Origin of the sequence: Desertibacillus haloalkaliphilus, assembly GCF_019039105.1 — a bacterium.
Classification (GTDB): domain Bacteria; phylum Bacillota; class Bacilli; order Bacillales; family KJ1-10-99; genus Desertibacillus; species Desertibacillus haloalkaliphilus.
In genome coordinates, this window is record NZ_JAHPIV010000001.1 from 44,254 (window position 1) to 59,789 (window position 15,536).

General features: G+C 38.5%; 16 protein-coding genes. 1 reads left to right on the forward strand and 15 read right to left on the reverse strand.

From position 1 onward, the window contains the following. Positions 1–373 precede the first annotated feature (373 nt). The 8 genes from KH400_RS00200 to KH400_RS00235 form a co-directional block, all read right to left on the reverse strand. On the reverse strand, positions 374–2,110 hold the full coding sequence (locus KH400_RS00200; RefSeq protein WP_217221143.1) for a methyl-accepting chemotaxis protein: 1,737 nt from the start codon (positions 2,108–2,110) through the stop codon (positions 374–376). A gap of 298 nt (positions 2,111–2,408) precedes the next feature. Then, positions 2,409–2,873, reverse strand: a complete 465-nt coding sequence (locus KH400_RS00205; RefSeq protein WP_217221144.1) for a chemotaxis protein CheX — start codon at positions 2,871–2,873, stop codon at positions 2,409–2,411. Between the two features lie 42 nt (positions 2,874–2,915). After that, the gene (locus KH400_RS00210) at positions 2,916–3,275 is read right to left on the reverse strand and encodes a response regulator (protein ID WP_217221145.1); all 360 of its coding nucleotides are present in this window, start codon (positions 3,273–3,275) and stop codon (positions 2,916–2,918) included. 56 nt (positions 3,276–3,331) lie between these two features. Beyond that, positions 3,332–3,775: a chemotaxis protein CheW gene (locus KH400_RS00215; protein WP_217221146.1), complete on the reverse strand. Its 444-nt coding sequence runs from the start codon at positions 3,773–3,775 to the stop codon at positions 3,332–3,334. 27 nt (positions 3,776–3,802) lie between these two features. Beyond that, positions 3,803–5,878 carry a chemotaxis protein CheA gene (locus KH400_RS00220; RefSeq protein WP_217221147.1) on the reverse strand — a complete coding sequence of 692 codons (2,076 nt, stop codon included), beginning with the start codon at positions 5,876–5,878 and terminating at the stop codon, positions 3,803–3,805. Positions 5,879–6,156: 278 nt separating this feature from the next. Next, positions 6,157–6,618: a thioredoxin family protein gene (locus tag KH400_RS00225; RefSeq protein WP_217221148.1), complete on the reverse strand. Its 462-nt coding sequence runs from the start codon at positions 6,616–6,618 to the stop codon at positions 6,157–6,159. Beyond that, on the reverse strand, positions 6,615–7,052 hold the full coding sequence (locus KH400_RS00230; RefSeq protein WP_217221532.1) for a disulfide oxidoreductase: 438 nt from the start codon (positions 7,050–7,052) through the stop codon (positions 6,615–6,617). Before KH400_RS00230 ends, KH400_RS00225 begins: the two co-directional genes overlap by 4 nt. Positions 7,053–7,126: 74 nt before the next feature. After that, positions 7,127–8,809, reverse strand: a complete 1,683-nt coding sequence (locus KH400_RS00235; protein WP_217221149.1) for a putative bifunctional diguanylate cyclase/phosphodiesterase — start codon at positions 8,807–8,809, stop codon at positions 7,127–7,129. A gap of 171 nt (positions 8,810–8,980) precedes the next feature. Between KH400_RS00235 and KH400_RS00240 the strand changes: the two genes are divergently transcribed. Beyond that, the gene (locus KH400_RS00240; protein ID WP_217221150.1) at positions 8,981–9,682 is read left to right on the forward strand and encodes an SDR family NAD(P)-dependent oxidoreductase; all 702 of its coding nucleotides are present in this window, start codon (positions 8,981–8,983) and stop codon (positions 9,680–9,682) included. A 68-nt stretch (positions 9,683–9,750) separates the two neighbouring features. Here the strand turns inward: KH400_RS00240 and KH400_RS00245 are convergent, their stop codons facing one another. The 7 genes from KH400_RS00245 to KH400_RS00275 form a co-directional block, all read right to left on the reverse strand. Next, complete coding sequence (locus KH400_RS00245; protein ID WP_217221151.1) at positions 9,751–10,116, reverse strand: YisL family protein; 366 nt, start codon at positions 10,114–10,116, stop codon at positions 9,751–9,753. A 103-nt stretch (positions 10,117–10,219) separates the two neighbouring features. After that, on the reverse strand, positions 10,220–10,921 hold the full coding sequence (locus KH400_RS25235) for a CBS domain-containing protein (protein WP_217221152.1): 702 nt from the start codon (positions 10,919–10,921) through the stop codon (positions 10,220–10,222). A gap of 119 nt (positions 10,922–11,040) precedes the next feature. Then, positions 11,041–11,703 (reverse strand): phosphate signaling complex protein PhoU, encoded by a 663-nt coding sequence (phoU, locus tag KH400_RS00255; protein WP_246589133.1) that lies wholly within the window; start codon positions 11,701–11,703, stop codon positions 11,041–11,043. A 3-nt stretch (positions 11,704–11,706) separates the two neighbouring features. Beyond that, on the reverse strand, positions 11,707–12,507 hold the full coding sequence (gene pstB / locus KH400_RS00260; protein WP_438821095.1) for a phosphate ABC transporter ATP-binding protein PstB: 801 nt from the start codon (positions 12,505–12,507) through the stop codon (positions 11,707–11,709). A gap of 48 nt (positions 12,508–12,555) precedes the next feature. Then, a complete protein-coding gene (pstA, locus tag KH400_RS00265; RefSeq protein ID WP_217221154.1) occupies positions 12,556–13,440 on the reverse strand; it encodes a phosphate ABC transporter permease PstA in 885 nt (294 codons plus the stop codon). Between the two features lie 2 nt (positions 13,441–13,442). Continuing rightward, on the reverse strand, positions 13,443–14,348 hold the full coding sequence (gene pstC / locus KH400_RS00270) for a phosphate ABC transporter permease subunit PstC (protein ID WP_217221534.1): 906 nt from the start codon (positions 14,346–14,348) through the stop codon (positions 13,443–13,445). Between the two features lie 181 nt (positions 14,349–14,529). Further along, positions 14,530–15,525, reverse strand: a complete 996-nt coding sequence (locus KH400_RS00275) for a PstS family phosphate ABC transporter substrate-binding protein (RefSeq protein WP_312888994.1) — start codon at positions 15,523–15,525, stop codon at positions 14,530–14,532. Positions 15,526–15,536: the final 11 nt, after the last annotated feature.

Here is a 15,536-nt window from a genome sequence, read left to right on the forward strand (position 1 = left end):
TTAAACTTTTCTATTACTATTTAAAAATTGCATTCACTACCAGAGTGAAAAAATAATTTATTTTATCATATACCTATAATTCCTATTAGTCAAATTGGTTTTATGAATCTAGATTACTTTATCCCTTGATAGATCAAGCTTTTTAAAGTTTTGAAAATTTTTGTCGAAGTTCGTTTGCTTATCTAGTTATACTATTGATCTATCGTTCGCAGACGAATAAAACAATCGTTCTGCTCAAGCGTGACAACGACTCTATTTTATCATATTTTCCTAATAGGATGGCAATTATTCAAGTAAGAAATCGATAAATTCTGAGTTTTTTCAACGGTTTTTACCCTTCTGAGATAGAACCTCCTCCCCTTAAACGATCGATCTATTCTTTTCTTTCTGTAACTGTAAAGCGTTCCGCCAATGACAATAGTGATTTAGCTAAACGAGCAAGCCTTATACCTTGTTGGTGTAAACGGTCCATTTCCTCCATTTGATTATCACTGATGGCCAGCATTTCTTCAGTACTAGCTAGCGTTTCTTGTGATACAGAGGAAACTCCATGTGACGCTTGCTCTAATTCCGGTAGCATGCTTTCTAATTCGGTAAGTTCTTGTTGCATCTCTTGGATGTGTTGGCTTACCCCATCTATTTCTGACATTAATTCAGAAAAGGATATTTTTGAGTCATTTGCTCGTTGTTGATTTGCTTTTATCATAGTGAGCATGCTATCAAATTCTTCTGATGCTTCTTTCGTTGCCTCTTCCATCAATGAAATTGATTGTGTAACTTCTTCTGTCGCTTTCGTTGATTGTTCAGCAAGCTTTTGAACTTCACTTGCTACTACCGCAAATCCTCTCCCCGATTCACCAGCTCTTGCTGCTTCAATCGTTGCATTTAAAGCAAGTAACTTCGTTTGTCCAGCAATATCCTCAATGAGACCAATAACCTTAGAAATTGTAAATGAATATTTTTTTACCTTTTGGATCGTTTGATTCATATCATCAAACTCGTTAGCAAACTCCTCGTTCACTCTAATAAGCTGATGTATATGTTTTTCACCTCGTGTTGCCGATGCATTCATATCTTTAGAACTAACGTAGACACTGCCCATCGTCACCGTAATCTTTTCTACTTTTTCATTCATATCTTTAAAATGCTTATCACTCAATTCTGAACTACTTGCTGTTTGCTCGGCCCCTTCCTTTACAACATTTACAGCCTCAATCACTTGTTGGCTCGAGTCAAGCACATGTTCAGACGTTCCTTGTAGGCCAATACCAGTTCGTTCCAACTCTGCGGTTGTCTCTTTCAGATCTTGGATAACGACACGCATGTGATACATCATTGCCTCATAACTTTTATGCAGTGATACAATTTCTGGTAACGTTGTCTTTATTCGTATAGAATGATTAAGATTACCCTCCCTTACCCGTTTCATCGTTTGACGAAGTACAGTTAAAGGGCTTGTTAATGTTCTTACAAAAAGGATCAGAATACATGTTACTAGTATAATACTCGTTCCCATCGTTATCAGCATAAATTCGGCCATTTCATTGACAGTTTTCATATAGGACTGTGTTGAAACAACAACTGCATAAATTCCGTCAATTTCCTGCATTTCCTTAAACGTTATTGTAAATTCCTCACCATCGTTAAACGTCTCGTGAATAAGACCGTTCATTTCTCGCTTTACCGTCGTTAGGACCGATTCTGGCAATGGAGGAAGTTGATGAGCACTTAACTCAAAAGGAACAACTTCATCATTGGTTATGTAGAAAAACTCAGCATCAATACCCTCCTCATTAAGTTTTTGCTGTTGAGTTCGAATATTACGTTCAAGTTGTTGCATGAAGTAGTCCTCATCACTCACATACAAAAATTTCAAATTTTCCGCTATGTGCCCCATTAACTCCACTTCACGAATTAACCGATTTTCAATATTGTTCATCGTCATTTCCTTTGCCTTAATATAAGAACTTATTCCTACAGCACTGATAGATAAAACTAGTAAAGATACAAAGAGAAGTAAAAGACGACTTTTCAAACTCATTCGTTGCAAAACTCGACGGACGAAATGGACATGACCACTCTTCTGTTGTTTACTCACTAACGTATTCAATGCATACCTCCATTAATCTATATCTTTTGACTTGTTTCAACACATGATAACAAGCAACTATTAAGAGGATATAAATATTTAGTAAAATATTGGTCAATTTGCAACATACCCCCAAATAGACTCCTTCTCCGTCGTACAACTATCCTTATGTAGGCATGGGTGGTAAGTCTTCCGTTAACTGGTCCCTTGTTCGGTAGTGCACTACTAACAGCAATTTACAAAAAAAAGTATCCCCTCCTACAAACACGTAGAGGGGATACCTTCCATATACAGTATGGTGTTAGCCATACTCTTTTATTTAACGTTCTTGCTTAATTGATACATGGACATTAATGGCACCGATAGTACTTTCAAGCGGTAATGATACAAATGTTTCAGCCGATCGAAATTTGGAGCTTCCTTCATTAATCACAGGAGGTGTGACATCTATAGTACATGCTTCTTTTGAAAGCTCTGTTGCTGTCGTCCCAGCAATCCAGTTGCCAAACTCCTGAATCGCACTCCACCCCATATCATCAATCGCCTCAATTGTCATTCCACCCATCATCGTACCGATAATCGATTTCGCCGTATCAGCCTCCATTGAACAAATGATTTGACCTTCTAACTGACCATTAACACCAAGAATAACAGAAATCGCTTTCGCGGGAACGCTCGTATCTTTTATAACCACTGGCTCATTCATCGATACTTCCACACCTAGATGGCTTGTTAAGATCGATTTTGTCGCACGAGTAATCGCATTAATATGATTATCTTGCATTCAATATGTCCTCCATAGAATTGTTTAACATAGGACGCTAACCTATCCTAATACCTTTTGAATTGCTTCTAGAACACGATCCGCTTGGAACGGTTTAACGATAAAGTCTTTTGCGCCGGATTGAATCGCATCAATAACCATAGACTGCTGACCCATCGCTGAACACATAATGATCTTTGCATCAGGGTTAATCTTACGAATCTCCTTTAATGCTTCAATGCCATCTTTTTCCGGCATTGTAATATCCATCGTTACTAGATCTGGTTTAAGCTCTTCATACTTTTGGACAGCCTCGTCGCCATTGGCTGCTTCGCCTGCCACTTCATAGTTATTTTTCGTAAGGATATCCTTAATCATCATTCTCATAAAAGCTGCATCATCAACAATTAATACTGAAGCCATGTTAACACCTCTTTAATTCTTTCTAGTAATAAAACTTAACGTTCTCAATCTATGATTTACTCATATAAAATCTTTTCTAAGTTTAATAATGTAAATAAACGATTATCTAGTTTCACAACGCCACGTAAATAATTTTCCTCAACGCCACCAACAACTTCTGGCGTCGGCTCAATTTTCTCATTTGGTATATCAATGACATCATTAGCGCCATCAACAATAAAGCCAATTTCAATATCTTCCTTCGAAATCACCAAAATACGAGTTGCATCATCAAATGGTTTCTCTTCAATTCCAAATCTTTTTCTTAGATTTATGATCGGCGTAATCACTCCTCGTAGGTTCATTACACCGGTGATATAAGGGAAAGTTCTCGGAATTCTCGTAACTGGCTGCATTCGTTCAATCGACTGAATGTAATCCACTTCAATCGCATATTCTTCATCTTTCAATTGAAAGACGATCACTTTTAATTCATTTTTCGTCGCGCTATCATTCGCCATCGACATGATGCCTCCCAACCTAATAAATTACTTAATAAGAGCATTGGTATCTACAATTAGGGCCACTTGACCATTTCCTAATATCGTCGCGCCAGATATTGCAAATACATTTGTTAGGTAATTACCTAATGATTTTAGGACGATATCATGTTGCCCAATGAGAGACTCAACGACAAGTCCGGCCACTTTTTCCCCTTTATTGACGATCACTAAGGAATAGAATTCTTCATCTTCCTCGTCTGTTGGAATCTCAAAAATATCTTTGAGGAACACAAGAGGAACGACTTTCCCTCTAAAGTCAATCACTTTTTGATTATGAGCGCTATATACATCCTTCTTATTCACAATGGCAGTCTCAACAATCGAAGACAAAGGAATCGCATACTTTTCTTTTTGAATTTCAACAAGCATCACATCAATAATCGATAATGTTAACGGAAGTTGAATTGAAAAAACAGAACCCTTCCCTAGTACAGAATCAACGGTAACGACACCACCTAATGATTCGAACGTAGAACGAACAACATCGAGACCAACGCCACGGCCAGATACGTCAGTTACTTTGTCAGCGGTACTAAAACCAGAGGCAAATAACAGCCCATAAATTTGTTGATCTGACATTTTACTTGCGTCATCTTCAGTAACGACACCATTATCTAACGCTTTCTTTAAGACCTTATTACGGTCAATCCCTGCACCATCATCTTCAATTTCAATAAAAACATTATTGCCACTGTGGTATGCCTTTAAGACGACTTTACCTTCTTCAGGCTTTCCAGCTTGACGGCGCTCATCAGGCGTCTCAATTCCATGATCAATCGAATTTCGAATCAAGTGAACGAGCGGATCACCGATTTCATCGATAATGGTTCGATCAAGCTCCGTCTCTGCACCGATAATTTCAAGATTCACTTTCTTCTTTAAGTCCTTTGAAAGGCTGCGTACCATTCGTGGGAAACGATTAAAAACCTGCTCAACAGGCATCATCCGCATATTTAAGATGATTTCCTGAAGATCACCCGAAATTCGACTCATCCGCTCAACCGTTTCATTAAGTTCGTTGTTTTTCAATTCACTAGCAATTTGTTCAAGTCGTCCGCGATCGATCACGAGTTCCTCAAACAAGTTCATTAAGACATCAAGTCTTTCGATATTGACTCGAATCGTTTTGTTCATATCCGTTGGGGTACGTTTCTCTTGATTTTGTTTCGGTTGTTTCGTTGCTTGTGCTGGCTTTGCTTCTTCTTTGGAGGCCTCTTTTTCCTTTGGCTTCGTTTGTGGTTCAGTAAGCTCTTCTACCTCAAGGGCCTCTTTTTCAGAAGATTGTTTTTTTAATTGAGCAACATCAAGTTTATGTACATTAACATCAGTAATTTCAGAGACTTTTCCAATTCTAGCGGCTATTTCATCAGCATCTGTCTTTGATAAGAATGTGACGACAAACTCCTCATCGAATTTTTCTTCCTCTAATTCTTCTACGGACGGAGTTGATTTAATAATTTCACCAATTTGCTCTAATACTTCAAAGACCATAAAGACTCGGGCAGCTTTAAGCATCGTCCTTTCATCAAGCGTGACTTTCACTTGATAAGCGGAATACCCTTGATCACTCGACTGCATAAGCACTGTCAGCTCAAACTGGTCATACGTCTCTGAAAAAGCGTCAGCAGGAGCAGATGGCTTGTCCTCACTAGCCGCTTCATTATCCTCCATAAGTGGTGATTCACCTTTTTCAATTTTTGCAAGTAAACTAATAACAGTCGAAACATCCCTTTTCCCATCACCACCGTTAGAGATATCAACGACCATTGCCTCTAAGTCATCAACAGCATTAAAAATAACATCGACAATGTCCGATGTAGCTTCTAGCTTTTGGTTACGAATTAAGTCCAATACATTTTCCATGTTATGTGTTAGGTTCGCTAAATCTTCGTAGCCCATCGTTGCTGCCATTCCTTTTAATGTATGGGCAGAACGAAAGATTTCACCAACAATGGAAAGGTCATCTGGTTGACTTTCTAATTTTAATAAGTTGTCATTTATCGCTTGTAAATGCTCCTGACTTTCATCAATGAAAACATCTAAATATTCGGAAGTACTCACGACCTTATTCACCTCAATATTTTACAAATCAAACGCTAAATCCCTAATGTTTACTATCTATTATAATAGCACATCTCACTAAAAATAAGTATTTTTTCATAGCGATTCGCAAAATTAACACAATACAGACTTTCTTACTACTAATATGTAAGGTCATTCGGTTCCTGTAATAGAGACAATAATTACGCATCATGCTAACTTTTTAGAACCTACAAGGAACCGTTGCAATCTAAAGTAGAAACCTCATAATTAGTTACATAGACCCACAACCAATCAACCTACTCCCATTGCGTAAACCACTGTTCATACTCACTTGCATCTACATAACCGATGCGACCGACTTCTTGTCCATTTTCATAACGTACGACAGTCGGTGTTTCTGTAATATCAAAGGTTGCCCACCCGCCTTCAAATTCTAGTAAATTAAAGAGCTTCATATCAAGTCCCATCTCCTCAGCCATTGGGACAATAATTGGAGATGTCTGCTCACATGCAGGGCATGTTGGACTGTAATAATAAATCGTCATCGATTCTTGTGCGTTTAAGCGCTCAATTAACTCATCGGGTAAGATAATATTTTCATAGATTGGATCATCAAGCTGATTTATCGTCGCTGAATGCAACGTTTCTTTCTCAAACGGATTTCCCTCCACTCGTTGTTCATTTTTTGTATTTGTCACAAATGCTAAAGCAGCAAAAAGGACAATGATAACACCTAAAAAAATCACTATTTTTTTCATGATTTACGAATCTCCTTTTTTACGTTTATTAAAAGTACGACATGAATAATAAAAATAACAATAAAAGCAACCAACGACAAAAATGGGATCGTGATAAAACCAAACCAATTGATATATTCAAAGGTACAAGGAATTAATCCACAAGAATCATCTGTGCCGATCGTTGAGACTTTTTGTTGAAGATAATGATAGAAAGCAATGCATGCACCTATAAATGATAAGACAGAAACGTAAATCGATTGCATCATATCCTTTCTTATCACCGCAATCGCTAAAATGATCGCAAGCGGGTACATAAAAATTCGCTGAACCCAACAAAGTTCACATGGCGTAAAGCGCATGACCTCTGAAAAATAAAGACTACCAGCTGTGGCTACAACGGCAATTGCCCACGAGATAAAAAGTAACCCTTCCATTTTTTTATTTGCATTCATCACTGATCGGCCTCCATCTTTATCTATTTTATTGCTTCGTTTCCTTTGGAAGGAAGACCACCCTAGGTCAGGCGCTAGCGATCGTGTCGTCGTTTTACAAATGAATCATATTCGCTTTCCGCAAGCGGTTTACTATAATAATAGCCCTGCACTACATCACAGCTATGTTTCATCAAAAAGTCCAATTGTTCCTTTGTTTCCACACCTTCTGCGACGACTTGCAATTTGAGAGTATGGCCTAAGTTAATAATCATCGGAATAATTGCTTCATTATTAGTGCTCATACCAATGCCATCAATAAATGATTTATCAATTTTCAACTCATCAATTGGGAATATACTTAAATATTGCAAAGAGCTATAGCCGGTACCAAAGTCATCAAGACTAATCGTAATACCTAACTGTTTTAACTCATTTAAAATTCTAAGTGTCCGATTAAGATCAATCGTTACACTCTCGGTAATTTCTAAATCTAGTAAGTGCGGTGGAATTCCAGTTTCGTCGATAATCTCAGCAACGCGTTCAACAATATTTTTTTGCATAAATTGACGCAATGAGAGATTCACTGAGATTGGTATTTCCGGATATCCTTCATCAATCCATCGTTTTTTTTGCTTACAGGCCTGACGTAATATCCATTCACCGATAGGGACAATTAACCCCGTCTCCTCTGCAATCGGAATGAATTTAGCTGGTGGTACGAGACCGTTATTAGGGTGATGCCACCTGACTAGCACCTCTACACCAGTCAGCGCTTTCGTGCGTGTGTCAAATTGCGGTTGATAATAAAGCTCAAATTCCTCGCGTTCAAGCGCCTTCCTCAAGTCGTTCTCTACTTGAAACCATTCATTGAAACCACGATTCATTTCTGCTGAATACAATTGTATACGTTCAGCACCGTTTGCCTTCGCTCGGTACATCGCTGCATCCGCGCATTTAATTAATGTTTCTGCATTGGTTCCGTTTTGAGGTAAGGCAGCAATTCCAATGCTCGATGTTAATGTGAACTCATACCCCTCAATATCAAGTGGCAGACTAATGACATCGCGAATTGATTCAGCCACAGCAAATGCCTCGTCGAGGTGGTCCATTTGGGGGATTAACAAGATAAATTCGTCTCCCCCCATGCGTCCAAGGAACTCACTGTTACAGAGACATTCATTGATACGTTTCGTAATTTCCGTTAAGGCAAGGTCACCAAGCACATGCCCTAGCGTGTCATTAATCACTTTAAAACGGTCAATATCAACGAACAGAACGGCTAATTGTTCTTCGGTTTGAATTGCTGCTTCGATTGACTGTTCGAGACGCTCAATAAATAAGCGCCGGTTCGGTAACTCCGTTAAAACATCATCGCCAGTGCGGTTGATCATTTGCCCCTCTTTCGATGTTTCTAGAGACATATATTTCACGACCGTATAGACTGCAGTGACATCCGTGCCTTTAGTAATCGGCACAAACGTTATTTCAACAGTAACCTGATGTGCGGCGACAACGAGCTGTGCAGAGACTTGTTGCGACTTACCTCCTGACAGCTTCGAAAAAGCCGCCTGGACTTGTTCTTTGTCCTTATCCGCCACCCACTGGTCAAATGGAGCTCCGGTCAAGGTCGCTTGAGTTTTCATTAAACGTTTCCATTGATGATTAACAGCGATAACACGCCTCTTCGGATTAAGTAAAAGCACAGCATCTATATGGGCTTCACTTATCTTTCTAAACCACTGAAACTGATGTTCTTCATCTCTTTGTTCCCTCATGACTCCCACAACTTTCTTCAGTAATTTTGCTACTAATATTCTTATATTTTAACATAAACTTTCTTGAGAATATCACTTGACCGTTCTTGTTTTTGTTTTAAATTTTCAGAATATATTGACTTTTAATTCGTTTTTGTATAGACTAGAGAACATATCACTAAAGTAAAGGAGATGAAAGCATTGAGAAATCAAGTGGTTATCATTACCGGGGCTGCATCTGGCCTTGGAAAAGAGACAGCAATCGAATTCGTTAAAGCAGGCGCACAGGTTGCTATCTGCGGTCGCAGCAGCGAAAACATCAAAGCTGTCGAAAGCGAACTGCTGGACATTTGCCACCCAAATCGTGTGCTAGCTATGCGCGCTGATGTATCAACTGAAGAAGATGTTCAACAATTTGTCAATGCTACGATCTCCAAATTCGGACGTATTGACACCCTCATCAACAATGCAGCAATCTTTGAAAATTACAGCATTGTCGATAGTTCCATTGATTCCTGGTACCATCATATCGATAACAATGTGACAAGTGCCTTTTTAATGATGAGAGAATGTATCCCATTCATGCGAGAGAATAAGTTCGGTCGAATTATTAGCATTACTTCCGAATTAGCTAGGCATGGGGCAGCTGGGTTTGGTGCCTACAGTGCCAGCAAAGCAGCTCTCGAGACGTTAACCTCTTCTGTAAATGACGAGGAATATCATAACGGGATTTCAACAATACTTTTTAATCCTGGCGTCATGAAAACTGGGCTCCATTCATATGGAGAAGATCCAAAGACAATCGCCCCAGCACTTGTTCGTCTAGCCTATAGTAATAAAGACCACTCTGATAGAGTTGTTACGATCGATGACTTGCAAGTTCTAGAGGCATAATCATATAGCAACTTCTTTTTCATATCAGATAAAAAAAACACAGAGCAATTTTGCTCTGTGCTTTTTTATTAAAAGTAAATCACTCTAAATCCAAGTAAGACGACAATGATTAACGAAACAATGAGTTGAATCCAATAGTATGTCGTTTGCTTACTATCAAGCACACCTTTTTGAGTTCGTACTAATAAAATTTCCATCACATAAATTAACCATAAACCGATAACAGCTTTAATCGAAAAGTTCAGTGGAAAACCAAGTTGGAAGAGCATACCAAGCCCTGAAACGACCATAATCACATAAAACAGGCGTAAAATCATATGGGTAATTTTTTGACCTTTTGCCTTACCCGCTCTTAATAATATGTAACTAATGATAAATAAAAGTACGAGCAGTGCCCAAGATCCAATATGGGACTGATAAAAAATATTGTACACAGTTAGTTCCTCCTACAGGATTATAGTTTGTCCGTATTCATTATAATATAACTGCGGTTAGATACAAAACAATAAGGCCAACGTTTACAAATTGTTCACCGTATTATTCAAAACGAATGACATCATGTGGAGTAATGATCCCTAACAACGGATCATTTCGATCACCACTTTCAGTTATAAGTACAGCATGTAAGCGTGTCATCTTCATATCCATTTGACGAACAAAATGTTCCTTTACCTCATAGAGGTTTTCATTCTGACTAACAAAGATTACATGATTAATATGTTTTTCAAAAGCCATCACATCTAATAAACGCACATCCATGAGATTGGGGCATTCAACTAACTGGTTGGCTAACCACTTGGCAATGCCGCTTTCTGTCAACAATCCATAAAACCCTTGATGATCATAGATTGGAAATTGTGTATATAAGCGTTGATTAATGATATCTAGAACAACCATTAATGGGTCATTGACATGAAAGGTAGCAACCTTACATGCAAAGCTTGGAATCACTTTTTTTGGTTTTGTTAGTTCTTTACCGATAAATTCAATGTCTTCAACAACTTCGCTATGTGGTTCAGCGATAATAAAGCCAGGGTCAACACGTTCATGAACGATCGCATTCCGAAGTTCGGCATACTTTTTTAAATCACCTTCAAATTTTTCAACAATTGGGTTACGCTTTTTTGCGATATCGACAACCTTTATAAACGAATAATGGCGATGCAACTGCAACTGTTTTTTTAATGTTTGTTCAATCGTATTAAATGCGGCAAGAAACCGTTCAGCATTTGAACTCACTCATCTCACTCCCTAGGTGTACACTCAAGTTTGGTGACGTATATCTATTCTTTATCAATAGAAAAAACCCTTTTTACAATTAAAATCAAAAGGGTTTTCAAGACTTATGAGACTAGCTATTAATTCAAGTCAAAGTGCTGTCCGTTTGCTTCATAGACAATCCATTCTGCTATATTTGTTGCATAATCGGCAATCCGTTCAAGGTAGCGCCCAATGAAGGCGAGATGAACCATTTCCTTTGTCTGTTGTGGCTCGGTTGATTGAAAAAACAAGCCTTTAATAAACTCACCATATTTTTGATCAACGTGATCATCGAGTGCTGCAATTTTTTGTGCTTGTAAAACATCACCCTGCTCATAGCCATCAAGAGCGCGCGAATACATTACTTTGGTATCCTCTCCAATTGCATATAATTGTTTATACCATTCCTCATGACCCTTCGACCTCTCTAGTCTCTTTGACGTTTTTGCAAGATCAACAGCTAAATCAGCGATACGCTCAAGGTCACTAGCCATTTTTAAAGCAACGATTAATGTTCGTAAATCAGTTGCTACAGGCTGTTGTTTTGCAATCATCAATGTGACCGTATCATTTATCGCTAACTCTAATTGGTTAATCTTATCATCATTTTTAATCACGGCATCCAATTGTTCCTTATCATTCGTTTGAAATGCAGCTAACACTTCTGTTAGTGCCTCACCGACTTTACTCCCCATGTCAACAATACTCATTTTCACTTGATGAAGTTCAGAATCATAGCTTTTGCGAATATTCATTCCCATCAATTAACCAAACCTTCCAGTAATGTAGTCTTCTGTACGTTTATCTGATGGATTAGAGAATATTTTACTTGTTTCCTCATACTCAATCACTTCCCCATTAAGGAAAAACGCCGTCTTATCAGAAATTCGTGCCGCCTGTTGCATATTATGAGTCACAATGACAATACTATAGTCTTTTTTAAGATTTTGTACGAGCTCTTCTACCTTTAAGGTTGAAACAGGATCAAGAGCTGAAGTCGGTTCATCCATTAAGATGACATCGGGTTCAATCGCTAAACAACGCGCAATGCATAAACGTTGTTGCTGACCACCCGACAACCCGTACGCATTCTCATGGAGTCGGTCCTTGACTTCATCCCAGATCGCAGCCCCTCTTAAGCTTGTTTCAACGATCTCATGTAAAACCTTTTTGTTTCTAATTCCATGAATTTTTGGTCCATATGCAACATTTTCAAAAATTGATTTAGGAAATGGGTTCGGCTTTTGAAACACCATACCTACTCGAGTACGTAGATCTTCTACTTGATAAGATTTATCAAAAATATTTTGACCTCGATATAAGATCTCTCCAGAAATTCGAACACTTGGTACCAATTCAACCATGCGATTTAATGTTTTAATATAAGTAGACTTTCCACAACCTGATGGGCCAATAATCGCTGTTACTTCATTTTCACGAATCGGTAGGTTAATATTTTTTAATGCCTGGTCCTCACCATACCATAGGTTTAAATCCTTTGTATGATAGATGACTTTTTTCGTTGCTGAAACTTGGTTTCTTTCAGTTTCATCTTCCTTAACCATTTCTTCTTGTTTAAGCATCGTTACCGCCATGATTATCACTCCATCCCTTTAGAATCGTTTTTGAAACTTATTTCTGATCAAAATCGCAATTGAATTCATCGTAAACAAAACAACGAGTAAGACAAGAATCGTTGCAGCTGCAAGGTTTGCATATTCTGCAACAAGCGCTGAATCAATCGTCCAATAATAGATTTGCATCGGTAAGACTGTAAACCGATCTAGGATATCTCCTGGAAACGGAATTAATAATGCAGGAATTCCAAGAACAACCAGCGGTGCGGTTTCACCAATCGCTCGGGATAATGATAGAATCAGCCCGGTTAAAATTCCAGCCAGTGATGCAGGTAAGACAACGTTTTTCACCGTTTGCCATTTTGTTGCTCCCATTGCATAAGATGCTTCCCGCAAGTATTGCGGAACGGCTCGAATCGCCTCTTGGCTTGCAACAACGACAATCGGAAGAACTAATAATGACATCGTTAATCCACCGGCTAACACAACTGATCCTAAATCAAAATTCCGTACAAAGATCGTTAAACCTAATATTCCAAAGACAACGGAAGGTACACCCGCTAAATTCGAAATGTTCGTTTGAATAAATGATCGTACTTTTCCTTTTTTTGCATACTCTTCTAAATAAATCGCTGTTCCAACACCTAAAAACATTGTAACTGGTGCGACAACAGCCATTAACCATAACGTACCAAGAATCGCTCCCATAATTCCTGCCTTATTAGGATCGTTTGAGAATTTACCTGTTAGAAAATTCATATCGATCCAGCCAAAACTCTGAATGAATACCTGACCGATCAGAATGACTAAAATCACGAGTCCGAATAAAGCAGAAAGAAGAAATAAAGATTTCGCTAGTTTATTGATCAATACACGACTGTTCATTTTCTTTTGTACTTGTTCGATGTCAACATATTTCATCCCTAGTATTCCTCCCTAACTTTACGAGAGATATATTGTGCTAGTAAGTTCATGAGTAGTGTAAAAACAAATAGTGTCATCGCAACAGCGTATAAGCTATAATAAATCGTCGACCCAGCAGGAGCATCCCCACCTGTCACCTCAACAATATAAGCGGTCATTGTTTGCATTGATTGCGTAATATCAAGGGTAAATGCTTTTGAACTTCCACTAGCAATCGTAACGATCATCGTTTCTCCAATTGCTCTTGAAATTCCTAATACAAAGGAAGCTATGATCCCAGAAGCAGCAGCAGGAAGAACGACTTTCCAAGTGACTTCAAGTTTTGTCGCTCCAAGAGCAAGTGCGCCCTCTCTCATTGAATTCGGTACAGAGCTCATCGCATCTTCAGAGAGGGAAGCAACCATCGGTATAATCATAATCCCCATAACTAATCCGGGACTTAAAATATTTGTTGCTTCTAAGCCTGGCACGAATGTTCTTAACAAGGGCGTAATTAAAGTTAATGCAAAAAAACCATAAACGATCGTTGGAATCCCAGCAAGAACTTCTAATATTGGTTTCAACGTTCTCCTTACTCTGTTTGATGCATATTCACTTAAATAGATCGCGGTCATGACACCAATGGGGATGGCCACGAACATCGCTATGACTGACGAGATAATCGTTCCGGTTACAAGTGGAAGAATCCCAAACTGGGCTTCTGAACTTAACGGTTTAAGAACAGTCCCTGTATAAAAATCTAAAAACGGGATATCAGTAAAGAAAAGAATCGTTTCACTTAAGAGTGTATAGAGAATACCGATCGTTGTTAAAATAGAAACGGTAGCAATGGCTAATAACATACCTGGTACCATTTTTTCCGTTATCGAACCAATACTAATTGTTTTCTTATTTTTATCTATCATTTCGCGGATATTGGCTTTTTTGCTATCTTCCGTAACCACGTTGTTTTCCAATTTTAAAACCCCTTCATCTCCTAGACATAAGATAAATTCTTAATTTCAAAACGGTGTCGCTGCAAACCTGCTGTAGGATACACACCTTACAGCAGGATCATATCGTCGCAGCGAATCACGTTATCTTTGATTACTTTAATGCTTCTAACGTTCCAAGATATCCTTCAATATCGTCATCTGCTAGCGGTGCAAAGCCAGTTTCAGCAGCTACCTCTTGCGCATGTTCCATTGTATAGATCGCATAATCTAATACTTGAGGCTTCTCTTTTGCCATGTCTACATTTAGATACGTAAATACAGGACGAGTGAACGGAGCATACTCTCCATCTTCAGCAATCGTGTCTAATGACGGTTCAACAGGTCCATTCCCAAAATCAACATGTACAGCTGTTAATTTATCGGTATTATTGACATAGTAACCATAACCAAAGAATGCAATTGCATTTTTATCTTCCGAAACTAGATTCACTAGTGTTGAGTATTCTTGTTGTAGATTCACACCATCAACGAGGTCTTGTTCATCTAAGATGACTTCCCAGAAAAATTCATACGTCCCATGGTTTTCATTTGGCCCCATAGCTACGATCGGCTCATCTGGAAATTCTGGACGGATATCAGACCATTTCTCGTTTTCAGCACTACCTAAGAAAATGTCAATTATTTCTTGTTCGGTAAGCTCTGTTGCCCAATCATTTTCCTTATTAATGACAAATGTCAATCCATCTAACGCTACTTTTAATTCTTGAACGTTAAGACCTAATTGTTCTGCTTCAGCTAACTCTTCTTCTTTAATCTCGCGAGAAGCATTGTTGAAATCTGTCCCATCTTCCTCTAAAAACTTTTTAAATCCAGCAGATGTACCCGCACGGCTCACTTCAACAGAAACATCCTCTTGTTCATTGATCATATAATTTTCAGCCATTTGCGCCATGAATGGAAAAACTGTCCCAGATCCATCGATAACAACCGAACCTGCTAATTCATCTTGGGTTACATCTTCATTGTTCTCAGTTTCATTACTTGCTGTTTCCTCTTCTGTTTCAACGGTGGTATCTTCCCCGCTTCCACATGCGACTGCCAACATCATTACAACGGCCATTACAACGAATAATAAAAACTTTTTCACAACTAGCCTCT

Bases quoted from the DNA above. Each gene is read 5' to 3' on its own strand.
- KH400_RS00205 (WP_217221144.1), bottom strand. From the start codon at position 2,873: ATGCAAGATAATCATATTAATGCGATTACTCGTGCGACAAAATCGATC.
- KH400_RS00210 (WP_217221145.1), bottom strand. From the start codon at position 3,275: ATGGCTTCAGTATTAATTGTTGATGATGCAGCTTTTATGAGAATGATG.
- KH400_RS00215 (WP_217221146.1), bottom strand. From the start codon at position 3,775: ATGGCGAATGATAGCGCGACGAAAAATGAATTAAAAGTGATCGTCTTT.
- KH400_RS00225 (WP_217221148.1), bottom strand. From the start codon at position 6,618: ATGAAAAAAATAGTGATTTTTTTAGGTGTTATCATTGTCCTTTTTGCT.
- KH400_RS00230 (WP_217221532.1), bottom strand. From the start codon at position 7,052: ATGAATGCAAATAAAAAAATGGAAGGGTTACTTTTTATCTCGTGGGCA.
- KH400_RS00235 (WP_217221149.1), bottom strand. From the start codon at position 8,809: ATGAGGGAACAAAGAGATGAAGAACATCAGTTTCAGTGGTTTAGAAAG.
- KH400_RS00240 (WP_217221150.1), top strand. From the start codon at position 8,981: ATGAAAGCATTGAGAAATCAAGTGGTTATCATTACCGGGGCTGCATCT.
- phoU (WP_246589133.1), bottom strand. From the start codon at position 11,703: ATGGGAATGAATATTCGCAAAAGCTATGATTCTGAACTTCATCAAGTG.
- pstB (WP_438821095.1), bottom strand. From the start codon at position 12,507: ATGGTTAAGGAAGATGAAACTGAAAGAAACCAAGTTTCAGCAACGAAA.
- pstA (WP_217221154.1), bottom strand. From the start codon at position 13,440: ATGAAATATGTTGACATCGAACAAGTACAAAAGAAAATGAACAGTCGT.
- pstC (WP_217221534.1), bottom strand. From the start codon at position 14,348: ATGATAGATAAAAATAAGAAAACAATTAGTATTGGTTCGATAACGGAA.